Below are 19,128 nucleotides of genomic sequence, written 5' to 3'. Positions count from 1 at the left end.
AGATCACCCCGCAGCGCGAGGCTGCGGGGCACATGAAAGGCTTACTGCCAGGAATATTCCTGCGGCAGGATGTAGCCCGTCTGATAGGTGTTGAGCTTCAAGCCCTTTTTATAGGCAATGGTGGAGATGGACTGCAGCACCGGCAGGCTCCAGGCCTGTTCCGCCGCTTCACGATTCAGCGCCTGATAGCCGGCTACTCGCTTGTCCTCGTCCATCTGACGGTTCAGCTCATCCAGCGTGCCCGCCAGACGCTCTTCTTTCCAGGTGGAAAAACGCAGGCGCGGGTCCAGAATGCGGCCCGTGAAAATCTCCGGATCGCCAGTTGCATTAGCCCAGCTGTACAGCATCACACCCGTCAATTTGGACGAATGACTCAGCTCCAGATACTTGGCCACAGTAATTTCTTCAACCGTGGTCTGCACACCGATCTGGCTCCACATCTGCGCCACCGCACGGGCCACGTCATAGTCCGAAGGGAAGGTGTTATTGGTGGAGTACAAGGTAATGGTCAGCGGTTTTTCCGTGCTGTAACCCGCTTTGGCCAGTTCCTCTAACGCTGCTTTCTTGTCGAAGGGAATATTCAGATCCGGTACATCACCAGGCGAGCCTTTGGTGGCCAGAACCGACAAGGGCTGGGCGACATTTTTGTAAAAGGCACGAGACAGACCGGCCTTGTCGATGGCCATGTTCATGGCACGACGTACATGCACGTCTTTAAAGCTTTCTACATAGCTGGGCATCTGCAGAATGTAGATCTCGCTATAGGGGTAGACCTTGGCTTCCAGCTTGGGATTCTTTTCCAGGCGGGTAATTTCGCGCACCGGAATCTGTACCGAGACATCTGCCCGACCGGACTCAACCGCAGCAACACGCGCCGAGGAATCCGGCACGATTTCAAACACGACCTGCTTCAGGTCTGGCGCACCTTGCCAGTAGTCCTCAAAGGCTTCCAGGGTGATGCGGGAACCACGCTGATAATCGCTCAGCTTGTAGGGGCCTGCGCCAATTGGGCGCTTCAGGAACTCCTCTTCCCCCACCTTCTCGAAATAGGCTTTGGGCAGGATATAGGCCGACAAGAAGGCCAGGCCTTTGGGGGCCGTTGGCGTGGGCGAGCTGAAATGGATAATGGCTTCCAGCGGGCCGGTGACTTCCACCGACTTCAGGGTGGGCAGCATACCGTTCAGGGCCAGGGTTTTTTTGTTGATCGCACGATCAAAGGTGAACTTCAAGTCTTCAGCCGTCATGTCGCTGCCGTCATGGAATTTCACCTTGTCGCGCAGCTTCACCTTCAGGGCCTGACCTTGCTCGTCCGCCCATTCCCAGGACTCGATCAGACGCGGTGCCACCTTCAAATCGTCACCCACAAACAGGGGTGAATCAAACACGGCCTTGTAAATCGACTGGCCCGCCGGAAAGGTAACCGAGGTCGGATCCCAGGATGGGATATCGACCGGGAAAGCAATTTTCAACTCGCTCCCGGCTGCCTGGCTGACCGTCCCCCAGCCCATCATCAAGGCTGCCCCCAAGGCCAGCCCCATTACGCTTTTTCGCAACGCTTTCACCATTTGTCCCCTTTTGTTATGCACTTCATTCCAGCGTTAGTCCGCCTTGCGAAAAAGTATATAGTTTATTCTTAAATTAAATAGATAATGGTTTTCCCTATAATTTATTTGCTTTAATATCAATCTATTATCTAAAAACAAAACAATATACTTTTAATTTAAAATGACAGAATTCAGAGACAGATTAAGCTGGGATACGGCACAGGGCCAGATTTTGGACAACGATCGGCGCTACTTGATGATGCGTGTCGACGTGTTGATGGGGCTGTTTCGCCGGCTGGATGAACCCGCCCGAACACAGGCGCTAGATGCATTGGGGCAGGCCGTAATGGAACAAGGTGGTTTGTCAGCCAAGGCGTATTGGGAAGCCATCAATCACGACCCGCAGGCCTTGCTGCACAACATTGCCGACATCTCGGCACAACTGGGCTGGGGGAGCTGGGACATTCAAACAGAGGCCACGGGATCCTTGCAGGTCCGCGTGAAAAACAGTCCCTTTGCATGGGGATTTGGCCCCCATGATCGGCCCCTGTGCCGCCCTATCGTTGGTATGCTTACAGCCGTCGGCCAACTGATCTACGATCAGCACGTCCAGGTGCAGGAAACACACTGCTGCGCACAGGGATTTCATGCCGACTGCTTGTTCACCGTCTTGCCCAAAACCAATGAATAAAAACCAGCCTGCCGCCCCCAAACTGAACATACGCCAGCAGGTCTACAAACACCTGCGCAGCCGCATGCGCAGTGGCGACATCAGCTATGACGACCGTCTGGTCGACCATGAAATTGCTGCCGAACTGCAAGTCTCGCGCATGCCTGTGCGCGAAGCCTTGCTGCAACTGACCAACGAAGGATTGCTGGAGGGCACCTCGCGCGGCTTCATGCTGCGGCGCTTTACTCCGGCCGATATTGCGCAGATTTTTGAAATACGCATGTTGCTGGAACCGGAAGCAGCAGCAGCTGCCTGCTTGCAGGCCAATCTGGAAGGGTTGGCCTTGATGAACAAGGCTGCCAATGCCTCAGAAAAAGCCCATGCCGCCGCCGACCCCATGCAGTACATGATTGCCAACGATGCGTTTCGGGAAAGCTGGATTTCGCTATGCCCCAACCCGCACTTGAGCACCATGATTTTTCGTCTGAGTGACCACGTGGAAGCGGTGCGTCTGGCTACCTTGCGCGACACGCGCTATCGGGAGCTTTCCATGCAGGCCACCCGAGGCATCCTGCAATCCTTTCTGGACAAGGACCCAGAACAGGCACACGAGCATGTACGCACGAATCTGCGCCATGCGTCCATGAGCTATTACGCGACACTGGATGAAATGCTGGAGCGTCAGACCGGCTAGGGATCCTGCCGCTGCCGGTGTCTGCCCGGTGATCAGGGCTATGCTTTCTGATCCACAGCCGTTGCAATGGCCTTGCCAATCGTGGCGATGGCCGCATTGCGCTCTTCCATGGAAGCCTTGGTTTCCGTGATGTAGACGGCAGCCACCAGCGGCGCACGTCCAGGGGGCCACATCACCGCCACGACACCGCGTGTGCCGTAAGCCGCTGCCCCGGTTCGGTCTGCCACCGTCCAGCTTTCCGGGACGCCAGCCCGCAGCAAAGGCCCACCCACTTCGTTATGGCGCAGCCAGTCAATCAAGCGATCACGATCTGGGGCTTTAAGCGCATCGCCCAAAACCAGATTCTGCAAGGTATGCACCATGGCTTGCGGGGTTGTTGTATCCCGTGGATCACCAGGCGTAGCTTCATTCAAGCTGGGCTCGTTGCGATCCAGACGCGTCACCGTGTCACCCACGCTACGTAGAAAGGACGTGATCGCTTCAGGCCCGCCCAGCATCTCCAGAACCCCATTGGCCGCAGTATTGTCGCTGTTGCGCATCGTGATCGCACACAATTGCGACGCTGGCACATACTGTCCTATCAGGTTTTCTGTCGTCGGGGCGTAAGATTGAATGGCCTCTTCCTTGACCAGCCAGGCGGTCTTCATGGCACCCGGCCCTCGGGCCAACAACGCCGCGCAGATCAAGGCCTTGCTGGTACTGGCCATAGGGAAGCGTTCATCGGCACGGTATTGCCACAACTGCCCATCTGTCGTATCCAGTACAGCCAGTCCGACACGGGCCTGCAAGGATTGTTCGACCACTTGTGCGGCCTGAGCCACAGGATGCGTTTGCGCTCCAAGCGCATGGAACGGCAGGCTCGCCACGAGCAAGGTCGCTGCCAGTTGTTTCAGTCTCTGTGCGCTCATCGGCCCATCCTTTGCATAAGGGGTAAAACACGGAAAAGCCTGGCTGCAACCCTGACAACAAGCGACGCGAATCGTTTGGGTGAGGCGCTTGCCATCAAGGCTCGATCCGAGGCTGTTTCTCTTGTTTCGCGCTACCAACCGCAGGGACTTCCAACTCTTTGAGCTGAGGATCATCCATCTTGCCTGTTACCGCATACGTGACAGACAGGTGACTGCTCATCGGAATCTGCATCAGCCACTGTGTCAGCAAGGCCCCAACTCCCACCATCGGGTTGACAGTAAAGTACGCTGCAATCGCCGCACCGCTCATATCCAGATTCGGGTCTACCACCGCAATCAAATCCAGCGTCTCATCCCGGATATCAATCCAGCCTTTCAGGCTGATCGCCCCTGCCGGCCCCTTGATCTGATAATTATCCAGCTCCAGCTTGCCCTGCGACAGATTCATGCGCCCGGTCAGGCTATCGAACGCAAAGCCTTGTTTCACCGCCCCAAACAAATCCAGATCCAGACGGCTCAAGCGCGAGATGGACTGCAAGCTAAGCAGCTCCAGCAATTTGGCCGAGCGCGACTTCAGGCTGATAAAGCGCCCTTTGCGCAAATCCACATTGAACTGGCCACGGATGTTGCGCTTGTCAAAAGACCAGGGGAAGTCGCTCCAGAACAAGGCCGCCTGTACCGTGCCGTCACCATCCTTGATGGACTCGGTCAGCAAGCCACTGACATCCACAAACTGTCCCAAATTGCTTACCTGGCTGTTTGCCACCAACTCCAGGCCACGCTGCGGCCCACTCAATGCCAAAGAGCCGTAACCATTCAGCTGCATACCCTGGGCATTCAGAGAAATGTTTTCCAACGTCCACTTTTGTCCCTTTCCAGCGGGCTTGCCCTTGGCTTCCAGCTTGCCAAAGCGAACACCCTGAATCTGCAAATCATCCACCTTGAACGAGATCGCGGGCAAACGCAGGTCGTCATTCATGGGCAAGTCGGCGTCGGGCCAAGCCCAATCAGGCCTGCCACTGTCAATGTACAGATGGGAGAAGTTGGCATTGAACATGCCGGTGTAGCGGCCACCTTGATGCTGCGCCTGCAAACGCCCTTCGGCCTGCTTGGCCTTCATGCTTAGAAACAGTCTGCCAGCGGCATCTTCCGTGCTTTCCATTTCCAGCTGGTCCAGCAGTTGCCCTCTGAAAAACGCCTGATCCGCTTTCAGACGCACCCGCTCCAGCAAAGGCAGCAAGGGGCGGGCCGAAGGAGGTAAGGGACTGCCATCCAGATTCTGGCCAAACTCCCCCACCACCCTTTCCCAGGCATCCAGGTCCATACGGTCATAGCGACTATGTAATTCAAAACCGCGTTGGGGCCAATTCACCAATCCCGGTGTTCCCATGCTGCCACTTTGAAAGTAGCTGCCATCACGGGAACCTTGAGCATGCAGCAGGTTCAGCAAAAAGCTCTGTCTGTCCTCCAGGCTGATTTGCAAACGGTCCATCTTGGCGACGGAATCGCTACTCCAATCCGCCTTCAGTTTGGCCGCACGCTCGGCAGGCTTGTGGAAAGGTTCAGGCAAATTCAGTGCCAAACCTGTCAGGTTCGACTCGGCCCCAAAAGAAAAAGCGCCCTTGGCGTCCAGCTTCATCAACACGCTATAAGATGTCTGACCCTGCAAACGCTGCAAGCCCTTCAACTCCAGGTATTGCTCCAGGCCTTTGGCCGTCAGCACACCATTCAGGCGTAAACCGGGTTTGCCGGGCTCCAGCACACCACTGATCCGGGTATCACCGCCCAGCATCTTGCCCGTCAAGGTTTGGGCACTGACGCCTTTTTCACTAAAGGCCAGTTCGCCTTTCAACGCTGTAAACGAAGGGGCTTCAGGCATGTACTGAAACTCGCCATTGTTCATCTGGATTTGGCCCTGTACCTGGGCATCATCAGCATTATCCAAAGGAATCTGCAACTTGACCGGTACGGTCCAATCCCCTTTGACACGGCTGTCGGCCAGCAAGCCATCCAGCAAGGCATTCAAGGGGGATTGATGCACCAGGGCCAGATAACTGGTCGCCGGTGCCTGGGACAGACCTTCCAGCTTCAGAAAGCTGTTTTGCTCCAAGGAGGTAATGTGGGTCTGAATATCGCGCAGCACGATATCCTGCTGCTTGGCAATCGGCATGCGCGCCTGCTGAGCCACAATATCCAGATTGTCGTTATGCATGCGTATGCTGCCCTGCACGCCTTCCAAACGCGGCCAGGCCAACCGCTTGGGACGGGCGGGCTGATAATCCACAATTCCCTGATCCAAAGCCCCCGCCACTTCAAAGCTGCCATCCTCCGGACTCAAGCCATACGGGAAGGTATCCAGGCCGCCTTGCAGACGGATTGTCCCGTCTCGTACCGCCCCCTGCACCAATCCAGCTTGCATCCATTCACGCGCCAGAGGATTGACCGTCAATGGCAGGTAATTCACCAAAGCCGCCAGATTCAGGTGTTTGAACTGCCCCTGCCAGTCAGCCACACCGGCCTCGAACGTGGCATCCTCGCGCCAGCTACCTGTCAACTGTGCATCCAGATCAGGATTACGCAAAGCCAGATTCATTTTGCTGACGCTCAGTCTGGCCTGCTCATCCCGGTGGACGGTGCCTTGAGCATTGAGCTGATCCACAGCCAAATACTGAGCAAACAAATCCGGCACACGCAGACCAAAACTGTTCATCGACAAGGCCCACTGCACTTCGCCACTTTGCTTGCCTTGGGCCAGCGCCTGCATATCATTCAGCCCCCCCGCCAGTTCCAGATTGGCTTGCTGCAGTTGCAGGCGATCATCGCTATCGGTGAGCACCGCCATATCACGCAACTGGGCGGCCATCTGCATCTGTACGGTCTGGGCCGCTTTAGGCTGAGTGGCTTGAGCGCGCACATCGACCCAGCCCTTGTCCAGGGCCACAGGCACATCCAGCCACGGGCGCAGCGCAGGAGCATCCACCCCTTTAGCCTGAACCGTCAGTTCCCAGGGCAGGTCCATCACATCCACATTCTCGGGCAGACGACGCTTGCCCTGCACACGCAAGGCCAAAGCCAGGGACTCGCCCAAATTGGCGGGCAAGGCGGTAGCCAGACTGACCTCGTGCCAGCCCTGCCTGTAGCCGATCTGCAATTCAATCGAAGGCAGACTCAAGACAGGCGCGCCACGCAGATCATCCTGCCATTGCAAGGACGTACCTTGAATGCGAATGCCGCGCTGCTCCAGCAACCAGCGAACCGGTCCTTGCCAGGCTTCGGGTTCGGACGGGGCACTCTCATCATTCAGATCCAGCACCTGACCCATCACCAGAATCTGACCCTGGGGGTCGCGCCGCACCGGGATCGTCAAACCTTGCACATCCAGCTGGCGCAATTGCAGCGAGCCGCTGAACAAGGACTTCCAGCTGATATCGGCTTGCAGTTTGGGCAGCTGCAACATGGGCTCCTGCCCAGGTTCTGCCAGCGACAGGTTTGTCACGGAAAGATGGGGATTCCAGCCCTGCCAGTCGCCTTTTAATTCTTGGATCTGGACTTGCAGGCCGGTTTGCTCACTGATTTTCTGCACCAGATAGGGACGCAGATTATCCAGCTGGGGCACGAGCAAGTAACGTAGCCCGACAAGGCCTAGCATCAGCGCAAAATAGAGCACTAGCGCCAGTCGCACAAGCCCTCGAACTACCATGCAATCAATTCCCGAGTATAGTTAGATGCGGTCATTTCCGGCCTAGTCAGACAAGTCATTTCACTTGTCGTTCCCCCTTATCCGAAAAGCCTCTTATCGTATGAGCCAGTCCATTATATTGAAGCCCGTGATGCAATGGTCCGGCCCCTTGCGTCGAAAAGTAAACGCTCAGCCGCAATTTGGAGCGTGGCTGGAAGAGCAAGCCCAACACCCTGTCACCCCCGCATTGATTACGCAATGGTATAGGACTTTGCTGCCCGAGCCCGATAATGATCGTCTGGCACAAGTGCGCCAGGCCTTGCGCCAACTGCGCGAACGGGTCTTTCTGGTGCTGATGATCCGCGATATCAATGGCTTGGCGCCACTGGAAGAAGTCATGCAGGCCATGAGCAGCCTGGCTGATCTGGCCGTGGCGCAAGCCTATGAGACCGTGGCCCGGCAACTGGCTGACGTACACGGTATTCCTAGAAACTCGAAAACCGGCCTGCCCCAAGAGATGATTATTTTGGGTATGGGCAAGCTGGGCGGGGGGGAATTAAACGTTTCCTCGGACATTGACCTGATCATGCTCTACGACGAGGACGGCGAAACCGAGGGTCGCCGCCCCCTGAGCTATCACGAGTTTTACGGCAAAGTAACCCAGCGCATGATGCCCATGCTGTCTGATACTGACGCCTTCGGCCAGGTGTTTCGCACCGACTTGCGCCTGCGCCCGGACGGTGATTCGGGGCCGCTGGCCTGGAGCATGCAGGCCCTGGAAAACTATCTGGTCAATCAAGGCCGGGAGTGGGAACGCTATGCCTGGATCAAGGCGCGCCCCATCAAGGCCCAGGCCTTTGAAGGCAGCCGTAGCGCCGGCGATATACATCACTTCGAAGCGCTGCGTACCCCTTTTGTGTACCGCAAGTATTTTGACTTTGATGCCCTGTCCGCCCTGCGCGGCCTGCGCGAGCGCATCCGTCAGGACTGGACACGCCGCGCCCTGAACCGCAATGGCGTGGAGACCTGGCACAACATCAAGCTGGGGGATGGCGGGATTCGAGAAATTGAGTTTGTGGTTCAGCTCAATCAACTGATACGCGGTGGACGGCAACCTTCCCTGCAAACCACCAGCCTGCACAAGGCTCTGCGCGGTCAATGCGCGGCCGGTCTGCTGGACCAGGAGGTCTGCGACAAGCTGCTGGCCGCCTATACTTTCTTGCGACGTGTCGAACACCGCTTGCAGTACCGCGAAGACGAACAAACCCATTTGCTGCCCCAGGACGAGGAACTGCGCACTGAGCTGGCCGCCACCTTGGGCCTGAGCCTGCCCGACTTCGATGAACAGTTAGGCCAGCACAGAAAGTTTGTGTCGCATACCTTCCGCAATGCCTTCCGTCTAGCGGGTATGGGGGAAGAAGCCAGTGCCGAGCCTCCTGTAGCGGCAGCACCCACCCTCGACGTCAACAGCGCCGAGCAAGATCAGGCTTTGCAGGAACGCATCGAACAATTACGTCAGGCCCTTTTGAACAGCCATCGCCTGCGCAGCCTGCCCAATGCCAGCCTGGATCGCGTACAACGCTTGATCCCCTTGGCTGAGGACTACGCCTACCGCTCCGAAAACCCGGAAATGACAGCGACACGGCTCTTCAACCTGATCGAGCTGATCGCCCAACGCAGTGCTTATCTGGCTTTGCTGGCTGAATACCCCGATACGCTGGCCCGCGTCGCCCGTATTGTCTCGGCCAGCCCTTGGGCTGCCCAGTACCTGGCTCAATACCCGCTCCTGCTGGACAGCCTGATCGAATGGCATTCGCTAATGGAAATTCCGGACTTTGCAGCCCTGTCCGAGCAAATGTGCCGCGATCTGGACGCCTGCCGCCTGCCCGATGGCCAGGCTGATGTCGAACAGCAAATGAACATGATGCGCGACTGGCAACACCAGATCACCTTCCAGTTGCTGGCTCAGGATCTGGAGGGTGTGCTGACGGTAGAGGCACTGGCCGACCAGCTCTCGGCCCTGGCCGATATGATGCTGGCCGAGACGCTGGAGCGTACCTGGCCTCTGACGCGCCCCCGCAGCCTGGGCCCTGAACACGACACCCCGCCCCGCTTTGCCGTCATCGCCTACGGCAAGCTGGGCGGCAAGGAAATTGGCTACGCCTCGGACCTGGATCTGGTGTTTCTCTATGACGACCCCAGCCAGGATAATGTGGAGCGCTACATCAAACTGGCTCGCCGCATGACCAGCTGGTTGTCGGCCATGACCTCCTCCGGTCGTCTCTACGATATTGACCTGCGTTTGCGCCCGGATGGCGATGCCGGTTTGCTGGCCGTCAGTGTGGATGCCTTCGAGCAGTATCAAACCCGTAGCGCTTGGTCCTGGGAGCATCAAGCCATTACCCGTGCCCGTTTTGTGACCGGGGATGCCCAGATCAAGGAACGCTTCGATGAAATCCGCCGCTCCATCTTGTTGATGGAACGCGACCGTCGCAAACTGCGCGCAGACATTCTGGACATGCGTGACAAGATCAGTGCCGGGCACCCCAACCGCAGCGAGCTGTTTGATTTGAAGCACGACCGTGGCGGCATGGTGGATGTGGAGTTCATCACCCAATATCTGGTGCTGTGCCATAGCCGAGAGCATCCCAAGCTGCTGGAAAACCTGGGCAATATCGCCTTGCTGGGCATTGCCGCGCAAGCGGGCCTGATTGCGGTTGACCATGCTCAGGAGGTGGCCGATGCCTACCGTGCCCTGCGCCGTCGTCAGCACGCATTACGTCTGGAAGGGGCGGAAAAAGCCCGTGTCCCGCAGACCGAGCTGACTCAGGAACGACAGGCCGTGACGCGACTATGGGACGAGGTCCTGGGGTACTAAGGCAACAGATTGATTTCACTAAACTTTGCCAAGAATCTACAATAGTCGCATTGATTTACTGTGCGACCGACTCGGGACGCCTTTTTTCTCGGATTCAGATTCATGTCCACTCAGCTCAATCGTCCAGTTTTAACCATGCCGGAAAAGCGCGAGAAATTGCTGCTGCACTCCTGCTGCGCCCCCTGTTCGGGCGAGGTGATGGAGGCCTTGCACGCCTCGGGGATTGAATACACCGTTTTCTTCTACAACCCCAATATCCATCCGGTGCGCGAATATGAACTGCGCAAGCAGGAAAACATCCGCTTTGCCGAACAGCACGGTATCGAATTTATTGATGCCGACTACGACGTGGATAACTGGTTTGAACGCGTACGCGGTCTGGAACACGCCCCCGAGCGCGGCGAGCGTTGTACGGTCTGCTTTGACATGCGCTTTGAGCGCACAGCCCTCTACGCCCATGAAAATGGCTACGACATCATCTCCAGCGTCCTGGGTATCTCGCGCTGGAAAGACATGAACCAGATCAACGACTGTGGCGAACGCGCCGCAGCCCGTTATCCGGAGATGAAATACTGGACCTACAACTGGCGCAAAGGTGGCGGCTCGCAACGCATGCTGGAGATCAGCAAGCGCGAGAACTTTTATCAGCAGGAATATTGTGGCTGCGTGTACTCGCTGCGCGACACCAACCGCCACCGCCGCTCGCAAGGCCGCCCTCGTGTCGAGATCGGTGTGAAGTTCTACGGCAAGGATGAACTGGAACTGACTCCGCCCCCAGCACCGGCGCACGAGAACGCCTAAGCGAGGCCTGAACGGTCGTCCTTACGGTCTCAGTACACCTGACTAAGACGGTCTCTGCTTGACAGCTATTCCTTATACGAACACTGCATGGCTGAGCCACACCAAGATTCTGGATAGCTTCGTCTTTGCTAAAACCCAAGTGGGTGTCACAGTTCAGAGGTAAAGCAGCCCAAGCTTGAAACAATCCGTCGAGCCAAAGAAAAAGCGCCTTGGTTGCCCAAGGCGCTTTTTTTACTGCCGTTTCAACTAAAGCTTACAGCATGCGCTGGTCCGCTTTACTGCTCAACGCTCACCAGCACAGCAGTAATCAGAGCCTGCTCATTACTGGATACTGCGGGTGAACGTAAACTCGCCGTCCTTCCAGTCTACAGGCACCACATCTTTAGGACCAAAGCGACCTTCCAGAATCAGACGTGCCACCGGGTTCTCAATGTGCTGCTGAATGGCACGTTTCAAAGGACGTGCGCCAAACACAGGGTCAAACCCGGCCTTGGCCAACTGAGCCAAAGCAGCCTCGCTGACTTCCAGATGCATGTCACGTTGAGCCAGACGCTGATCCAGACGTTCAAGCTGGATACGAGCAATGGACTCGATGTGTTCTGCTTCCAGACCGTGGAATACCACTACTTCGTCGATACGGTTCAGGAACTCGGGGCGGAAATGCTGCTTCACTTCTTCCCACACCACTTCCTTGATCACATCGTAAGGTTCGCCCGACAAACGCTGGATATGCTGCGAACCCAGGTTGGAGGTCATGATGATCACCGTATTGCGGAAGTCCACCGTACGGCCCTGACCATCGGTCAAACGACCATCGTCCAGCACCTGCAAGAGCACGTTAAAGACGTCGGGGTGTGCTTTCTCGACCTCATCCAGCAAAATCACCGAATAAGGTTTGCGACGCACGGCCTCGGTCAGGTAACCGCCCTCTTCATAGCCCACGTAGCCGGGAGGCGCCCCGATCAAACGAGCCACCGAGTGTTTCTCCATGAATTCGCTCATGTCGATACGAATCATGTGATCCTCGGAATCAAAGAGGAAGTTGGCCAATGCCTTGGTCAGTTCGGTCTTACCCACACCGGTTGGCCCCAGGAACAGGAAGGAACCATAAGGGCGGGACGGATCAGACAGACCGGCGCGCGAGCGACGGATGGCATCCGACACCAAACGTACGGCTTCACCTTGGCCGACCACACGCTTGTGCAAGTAGTCTTCCATCTGCAAGAGCTTTTCACGCTCGCCCTGCATCATCTTGGACACAGGAATACCGGTTGCACGCGAAACCACTTCCGCGATTTCCTCGGCACCAACCTGTGTACGCAACAAGCGAGGCTTGTCCTGATCCGCCTTGTCCATATTGGCTTCAGCCGCTTTCAGGCGCTCTTCCAGTTCGGGCAGCTTGCCGTATTGCAGCTCGGCCAACTTGTCGAACTGGCCCTTGCGTTGCAGCTCGGCCATTTCGGCGCGAACCTTCTCGATTTCCTCTTTAACAACTTGCGAGCCCTGAACTGCCGCTTTTTCGGCTTTCCAGATCTCTTCATAGTCGTTGTACTCACGCTGCAGCTTCTCCATCTCGTCATTGATGGCCTGCAAACGGCGCTGAGAGGCCTCGTCCGTGTCCTTGATGACCGCTTCACGCTCGATCTTCAGCTGAATGATGCGGCGATCCAGCTTGTCCATGACCTCGGGCTTGGAGTCGATCTCCATACGGATACGGGCCGCGGCCTCGTCGATCAGGTCAATGGCCTTATCGGGCAGGAAACGGTCCGTAATGTAGCGCTGCGACAGCTCGGCCGCAGCCACAATGGCCGGGTCGGTAATCGCCACACCGTGGTGCAGCTCGTAGCGCTCCTGCAAACCACGCAGAATCGCAATGGTGGACTCCATGTCCGGTTCGTTAACCAGCACTTTCTGGAAACGACGCTCCAGAGCCGCGTCTTTCTCGATGTACTGGCGATACTCGTTCAGCGTGGTGGCACCGATACAGTGCAGCTCGCCGCGCGACAAGGCGGGTTTGAGCATATTGCCGGCATCCATGGCACCTTCGGCCTTACCGGCGCCCACCATGGTGTGCAACTCGTCAATAAAGACAATGGTTTTGCCATCGTCCTTGGACAGCTCTTTCAAGACGGCTTTCAGACGTTCTTCAAATTCGCCACGGTACTTGGCACCCGCCAGCAAGGCAGCCAGGTCCAGCACCAGAACACGCTTGCCCTTCAGGGTTTCGGGCACTTCGTTGTTCACGATGCGCTGCGCCAAGCCTTCCACAATGGCGGTCTTACCCACACCAGGCTCACCAATCAACACGGGGTTGTTCTTGGTGCGACGCTGCAGAATCTGGATAGTGCGACGAATTTCGTCGTCACGGCCAATCACCGGGTCCAACTTGCCCAGACGGGCACGCTCGGTCAGGTCAGTGGTGTACTTGTCCAGCGCCTCACGGTTGCTATCACCTTCGGCATCATTCACATTGGCACCACCGCGTACGGCCTCAATGGCCGCTTCCAAGGCACGGCGCTGCAAGCCGGCATCGCGCAAGGCACGACCGGTTTCGCCTTTGTCGTCAGCCAGGGCCAGCAGGAACAACTCGCTGGCGATATAGGTATCACCGCGCTGGGCGGCTTCCTTGTCGGTTTTCGCCAAAGCGGCTTGCAGAGCCGAGCTGAGCTGCTGCTGACCTTCCGCCCCTTGTACCTTGGGCAGATTGGAGATCAGGCGGTTAAGCTCATTTTCCAGACGGGGAATGGCGACGCCCGCACGAGCCAGCAAGCTGCCAGTGCCGGAATCGGCATCGGCCAGCAAGGCGACCAGTACGTGGGCGGGTTCCAGATAGGGGTTGTCTTCGCGAACAGCCAGGCTCTGCGCATCGGCTAGAGCCTGTTGAAACTTCGTTGTCAATTTATCGATTCGCATAGAATTTTCACTTGAGAAAATATGCGATAAGCTAAAGCAAACAGTTACTAAATACTGCTCGCCCAGATCTCGCAACAAATAACAGGATGAATTGAAGATAAGGACAAAAACCAAGTATTCAAGTGTTTGGATCGCTTTTAAACAACAACCTGACAAGAGCAGTCTGACCGCGCTGTACCCGGCATGGGCAGCCGCTTCCCGCATGGCGCGGCCCTTAAGAACTAAACATATTAAGGATTAGCGGGAATACCAACCAATAAAAAGCTACAATTACACTTGATTTGACTCAAAGATTTAGCGTTTCGCCATCTGACATTATTCCTTATGCAAAAACGTATCTCGGTTACCGCTGACTCCATACGCTGCTCCAGCTGTATGCTCAATGAGGTATGTCTACCTCTTGGGATGCCTAAGCATGAAATGGAGCGGTTGGACGAATTAGTCAAGGAGCGCATCCGCATCCCCAAGGGCGGCGTGCTGTTTCGACTGGCCGACTCAGTCGAGGGAATCTATGGTCTGCGCTCTGGTTCTATCAAGATGCAGCTGGAAGATTCCACCGGCCACATCCAGATTACGGGCTTTTTATTACCAGGAGAAATCCTTGGCATGGATAGCCTGGTTGAAAACCGCCATGTCTCCCATGCCATCGCCCTGGAAGACAGCGAGGTCTGTGTGATCCGCCTTGATGATCTGGACCGCCTGTCGGCCCAACTGCCTATCTTGCAACAACAATTCCGTCGCTTGATGAGCAAGGAAATCAACCGCGCCCATCAACTGATGATGACCTTGGCCGGACTGCGTTCCGAGCAGCGCCTGGCCGCCTTCTTGCTGAACCTGTCCCAGCGCCTGTCGCTGCTTGGCTACTCCCCTTACGAATTCATTCTGCGCATGAGCCGCGAAGAAATCGGCAACTTCCTGGGCCTGACACTGGAAACGGTCAGCCGCCTGTTCTCGCGTTTTGCGCGCGAAGGTCTGCTGAAAATCTCCCAGCGTGAAGTCCACTTGCTGGATCTGGCTGCCCTGCGCACTCTGGCAGGCACGGAGTGCGATTAAGGCTACTTGCTTTACCTGGTATTGCCTAGGGCTTACGCAAGGCTCTGAACGTCTCTAGGGCCTGCTGCATCACTCCCCAGCACCAAGCGCGCACAAAAAAAAGCACATGCAGTTTGCATGTGCTTTTTTGTCTTTTGGCGCTTGTCGAAATCAGTCCAGACTATCTGCCGGTTCAGCCAGTACCGCTGGCGAACCAGAGGACATATACAGGCTAAGCGTACAAGCCACCGCAGCGGCCACCCAGAACAGAAAAAACGCCACCGTATAAAAGGTCAGTCGATCTACTTGCATATGTCCAAGCACAACGATGTCCAACGGGTCTACCAAAGCAAACACGATTGCACTCAGTACCCCAGCGACCAGGAATGAAGGCCACAGTATCCACATCAACGATCGGATGGTCATTCGTACCCCCTTCTTGAACGGAAACATACTTCTCTCAACCCTAGCGTAACGGTGTATCAACTACTTTTAGCGCTGCTCGCGGGCAGGCTCGCCTTTGGTGACGACCAGACCTTGCTTGACGCCGCCGTCCGTCACTCCCTGATTACTGAAGTTCTGGAACGCCAGCACAATGGTAATGACGCAGCCCACGATAGCCAGAGCCGGGCCGGCCATCAACAACCAGGGCCACGGTTCACGCCACCAGGGTCCACTGTCCTTTGATTCGTCCATTTTTTGCTCTTTATAAAGTTACTGAGGAATATAAAAACTACTGCGTTCATTCACGTAGGTTTTGCGGCCCCCTTCATGCTCGCCGACTGCCTGAATGGAAATATCATACAGGCCTGGCTTGGCACTACTAATTGGGACTTGCACCACGACAGGCAACAATCTATTGCCTGCAGGGGCCACATGAATGTGATCCTGGCCGTTCTCGGTCAAGTGAATGCGTGCACCTTCCAGACCTGTTACGGACAACTGCAACTCCATCGCCTCTTCCGAGGTATTGATGACTTGCAAACGGAACACGTTTTCGATCATGCCCCCAGGCACTTCACGGCCCAGAGCACCACGGTCACGAATCACGTCCACACGCATCGGGGTACGGGTTGCCAAGGTGTAGACGAAGGCACCGCAAATGACGGCCAGAATCAGGATATAAGACAGCACGCGCGGGCGCAGCATGCGACGTCGCACCTGCGATTGCGTCATGCGCTCTTTAATGGCGCGCTCCGAGGTGTAGCGGATCAGGCCCTTCTCATAGCCCATCTTGTCCATGACCTGGTCACAGACGTCCACACAGGCGCCACAGCCAATACACATGTATTGCAGGCCATCACGAATATCAATACCGGTCGGACAGACCTGAACACAGAGGCTGCAGTCCACACAGTCGCCCATACCGGCTTCTTTGTGGTCAATCTTGCGAGATCGACCACCGCGGGTTTCACCACGCACAAAATCGTAGGTCACCACAAAGGTATCGCTGTCCACCATGGCACTTTGGAAACGTGCGTAGGGGCACATGTACTTACAGACGGCTTCGCGCATGAAACCGGCGTTACCCCAGGTGGCAAAGGCGTAGAACAAGAGCCAGAACCACTGCCAAGGGCCCAGAGACAGGGCGATCAGCTCGCCACCCAGTTCACGGATAGGAGCGAAGTAGCCGATAAAGGTAAAGCCGGTCCACAAAGCAATCACGATCCACAGGAAGTGCTTGGTTGCTTTGAGACGTAATTTGCGGGCGTTCCAGGCTTGCTCATCCAAGCGGATACGCGCCAGACGGTCCCCTTCCACCTTGCGCTCGACCCACATGAAGATCTCGGTGTAGACCGTCTGCGGACAGGCATAGCCACAGAACAAACGTCCGGCCATGGCGGTGAAAAGGAATAAGGAGAAGGCAGATATCAGGAGCAGCACCGTCAGGTAAATAACGTCCTGGGGCCACAAAATCATGCCAAAGATGTAGAACTTGCGTTCCAGCAGGTCAAACAGCACGGCCTGACGGCCATGCCATTCCAACCAGGGCAGACCATAGAAAATGATCTGCGTGAAATACACCATCCAGATCCGCCAGCGGGCGAATACGCCCTTGACGGATCGTGGATAGATTTTGCTGCGTACATCGACCAGCGCCTTCTCGACTTGCGGAGAGGTTCCACCCGCTCCCTTGGTGTTACGTGGAGGTTGCCACTTGGGCACAGTTCCCTGCGCGTTATCAGCGCTGGGTTGGGAAGAATCACTACTCATTGCAAGTCCTGAAGGCGTCAGATCAATTTAAAACACATTAGTTAGCCTGGGCAGGCTCAGCATTGTTCGACAAGCCCCAGACCCAACCCGCCAGCAAACGAATCTGCTCAGGAGTCAAAGTGGCTTTCTGAGCCGGCATCTGGTTGGTACGACCCTGCAAGACGGTCTGAACGATGGTGGCTTCGGAGCTGCCATACAACCAGTAATCGTCCGTCAGATCAGGAGCGCCCAACAAGGTGTTGCCCTTGGCATCCGCACCGTGACAGGCAAAACATGCGCTGTCATAAACACGCTTACCAGCCACCAGACGCAGAGGATCTGCAGCCAGGCCGGACAAGGAACGCACATACTGAGCCACGTCGGAGGCTTGAGCGGGGGTGAATTGCGCTTGTGGCGGCATCATCCCGGTACGACCTTCGGTAATGGTGTGCAGAATCTGCTCGGGCTCGCCACCCCACAACCAGGCTTTATTGGCCAGGTTAGGGAAGCTGGGAGCACCTTGTGCATCGGAACCGTGACACTGGGCGCAGTTATTCAGGAACAGGCGCTGACCAATTTCGCGGGCCTCCTGATCGCGAGCGATCTCTTCAATAGGCATTTCGCGGTAACGGGCGTACACAGGCTCCAGGCGAGCATTGATCTCGGCCTGTTGCTGCTTGACCTGTTGGCCGGAACTAAAACCCAATGTGCCCTTGAAACTGCCCAGGCCGGGATACAGCACCAGGTAACCCAAGGCAAACACACACAAACCGATGTACATCACGGTCCACCAGCGAGGCACTGGCGTGTTCAGCTCGGTCAGGTCACCATCCCAGACGTGGCCGGTTTCTTCCACATCGACCGTCTTGCCCAGAAATGCACGCTGAGTAAATAACAGCCACAAACAAAATATGATGCCTAACAAGGCGATGCCGGAAATCCAGAGGCTCCAGCCATTGTTAAAAAAGTCACTCATTCGGAACCCCCAGGGTTTTTATCGTTGATTCCCTCGTCGGGCAAGGCGAAAGGCAGAAGCGCTGCTTCTTCGTTGGCCTGGCGGCGTCCCCGAGAGAACGCCCACCAGCAAATGCCAAGGAAGGTCGCCATCGCCAAAGCGGTCACAACAGCGTTGATGATGGCTAGCATTTAGTGGCTCCCCTGCTCCACAGCCTTGGCGGCTGCGTCGCGACTGGCTACGCCCAGGCCCTGCAAGTAAGCAACCACTGCATCTTCTTCGGTCTTGCCTACCAGCTCCTGAGGAGCAGCATCAATTTGTTCCTGCGTGTACGGCACGCCCAGGGTACGCAGCACCTTCATGCGATCCTGCACGTTTTCACCTTCCACCGAGTTCTTCTGCAGCCATGGGTAGGCGGGCATATTGGACTCTTTGACCACGTTACGTGGGTTACGCAAGTGAATGCGGTGCCATTCGTCGCTGTAACGCTGACCTACGCGGGCCAAATCAGGACCGGTACGCTTGGAGCCCCACAGGAAGGGGTGGTCGTACACGGACTCACCGGCCAGCGAGTAAGGACCGTAGCGCTGCACTTCGGACTGCAGCATACGGATCTGCTGGGAGTGACAGCCCACACACCCTTCACGGATGTAGATGTCACGACCAATCAGTCGCAAAGGTTCGTATGGCTGGATGCCTTCGGTAGGCTGCGTGGTCGAGTGTTGAAAGAACAAGGGCACAATCTGAACCAGACCTGCGAACGAGATCACCAAGATGCTCAGGATGATCAACAACCCGGTATTTTTCTCGATCGTGGCGTGTGAAAAGCGCTTTTTAGTGTCATTAGCCATGATTTACTCC

At 56.3% G+C, this 19,128-nt stretch carries 15 protein-coding genes; 5 read left to right on the top strand and 10 right to left on the bottom strand.

The features are described 5' to 3' along the window. Positions 1-41: 41 nt before the first annotated feature. Entirely contained in the window at positions 42-1,562 is a 1,521-nt protein-coding gene (locus D0C27_RS00960; RefSeq protein ID WP_240688344.1) for an ABC transporter substrate-binding protein, read from the bottom strand. Positions 1,563-1,725: 163 nt separating this feature from the next. Between D0C27_RS00960 and D0C27_RS00955 the strand changes: the two genes are divergently transcribed. Together D0C27_RS00955 and D0C27_RS00950 are read left to right on the top strand one after the other, a co-directional pair. Continuing rightward, a complete protein-coding gene (locus D0C27_RS00955) occupies positions 1,726-2,235 on the top strand; it encodes a V4R domain-containing protein (protein ID WP_137430215.1) in 510 nt (169 codons plus the stop codon). Next, a complete protein-coding gene (locus D0C27_RS00950; protein WP_137430214.1) occupies positions 2,228-2,908 on the top strand; it encodes a GntR family transcriptional regulator in 681 nt (226 codons plus the stop codon). Before D0C27_RS00955 ends, D0C27_RS00950 begins: the two co-directional genes overlap by 8 nt. A gap of 38 nt (positions 2,909-2,946) precedes the next feature. Here D0C27_RS00950 and bla read toward each other — a convergent pair whose 3' ends face one another. Next, positions 2,947-3,816, bottom strand: coding sequence for a class A beta-lactamase (bla, locus tag D0C27_RS00945; protein ID WP_137430213.1), 870 nt, complete (start codon positions 3,814-3,816; stop codon positions 2,947-2,949). A 94-nt stretch (positions 3,817-3,910) separates the two neighbouring features. Continuing rightward, the gene (locus tag D0C27_RS00940) at positions 3,911-7,498 is read right to left on the bottom strand and encodes a YhdP family protein (RefSeq protein WP_240688281.1); all 3,588 of its coding nucleotides are present in this window, start codon (positions 7,496-7,498) and stop codon (positions 3,911-3,913) included. 118 nt (positions 7,499-7,616) lie between these two features. Here D0C27_RS00940 and glnE point away from each other — a divergent pair, with 118 nt between their 5' ends. After that, positions 7,617-10,373, top strand: a complete 2,757-nt coding sequence (gene glnE / locus D0C27_RS00935; RefSeq protein ID WP_137430212.1) for a bifunctional [glutamate--ammonia ligase]-adenylyl-L-tyrosine phosphorylase/[glutamate--ammonia-ligase] adenylyltransferase — start codon at positions 7,617-7,619, stop codon at positions 10,371-10,373. A gap of 102 nt (positions 10,374-10,475) precedes the next feature. Next, on the top strand, positions 10,476-11,174 hold the full coding sequence (locus D0C27_RS00930) for an epoxyqueuosine reductase QueH (RefSeq protein WP_060185267.1): 699 nt from the start codon (positions 10,476-10,478) through the stop codon (positions 11,172-11,174). A gap of 321 nt (positions 11,175-11,495) precedes the next feature. Here D0C27_RS00930 and clpB read toward each other — a convergent pair whose 3' ends face one another. Then, positions 11,496-14,087 (bottom strand): ATP-dependent chaperone ClpB, encoded by a 2,592-nt coding sequence (clpB, locus tag D0C27_RS00925; protein WP_009455937.1) that lies wholly within the window; start codon positions 14,085-14,087, stop codon positions 11,496-11,498. Between the two features lie 324 nt (positions 14,088-14,411). On the opposite strand from clpB, the gene D0C27_RS00920 reads away from it, so the two are divergent. Next, positions 14,412-15,140, top strand: coding sequence for a helix-turn-helix domain-containing protein (locus D0C27_RS00920; protein ID WP_009455938.1), 729 nt, complete (start codon positions 14,412-14,414; stop codon positions 15,138-15,140). Between the two features lie 150 nt (positions 15,141-15,290). On the opposite strand, the gene D0C27_RS00915 is transcribed toward D0C27_RS00920, so the two are convergent. From D0C27_RS00915 to ccoO, 6 genes are all read right to left on the bottom strand, one after another. Beyond that, complete coding sequence (locus D0C27_RS00915; RefSeq protein ID WP_022983138.1) at positions 15,291-15,545, bottom strand: hypothetical protein; 255 nt, start codon at positions 15,543-15,545, stop codon at positions 15,291-15,293. A gap of 66 nt (positions 15,546-15,611) precedes the next feature. After that, positions 15,612-15,815 (bottom strand): FixH family protein, encoded by a 204-nt coding sequence (locus D0C27_RS00910; RefSeq protein WP_009455940.1) that lies wholly within the window; start codon positions 15,813-15,815, stop codon positions 15,612-15,614. A gap of 18 nt (positions 15,816-15,833) precedes the next feature. Continuing rightward, positions 15,834-17,333 carry a cytochrome c oxidase accessory protein CcoG gene (gene ccoG / locus D0C27_RS00905; protein WP_026482942.1) on the bottom strand — a complete coding sequence of 500 codons (1,500 nt, stop codon included), beginning with the start codon at positions 17,331-17,333 and terminating at the stop codon, positions 15,834-15,836. 37 nt (positions 17,334-17,370) lie between these two features. Beyond that, on the bottom strand, positions 17,371-18,288 hold the full coding sequence (ccoP, locus tag D0C27_RS00900) for a cytochrome-c oxidase, cbb3-type subunit III (protein WP_035272722.1): 918 nt from the start codon (positions 18,286-18,288) through the stop codon (positions 17,371-17,373). Continuing rightward, positions 18,285-18,458 (bottom strand): cbb3-type cytochrome oxidase subunit 3, encoded by a 174-nt coding sequence (locus D0C27_RS00895; protein ID WP_035272721.1) that lies wholly within the window; start codon positions 18,456-18,458, stop codon positions 18,285-18,287. The genes ccoP and D0C27_RS00895 overlap by 4 nt, the downstream gene beginning before the upstream one ends. Beyond that, a complete protein-coding gene (ccoO, locus tag D0C27_RS00890; RefSeq protein ID WP_060185270.1) occupies positions 18,459-19,118 on the bottom strand; it encodes a cytochrome-c oxidase, cbb3-type subunit II in 660 nt (219 codons plus the stop codon). Between the last annotated feature and the right edge of the window lie 10 nt (positions 19,119-19,128).

Origin of the sequence: Alcaligenes faecalis, from assembly GCF_005311025.1 — a bacterium.
GTDB classification, from domain to species: Bacteria; Pseudomonadota; Gammaproteobacteria; order Burkholderiales; family Burkholderiaceae_B; genus Alcaligenes; species Alcaligenes phenolicus.
This window is presented reverse-complemented; position numbering and strand designations above follow the sequence as displayed.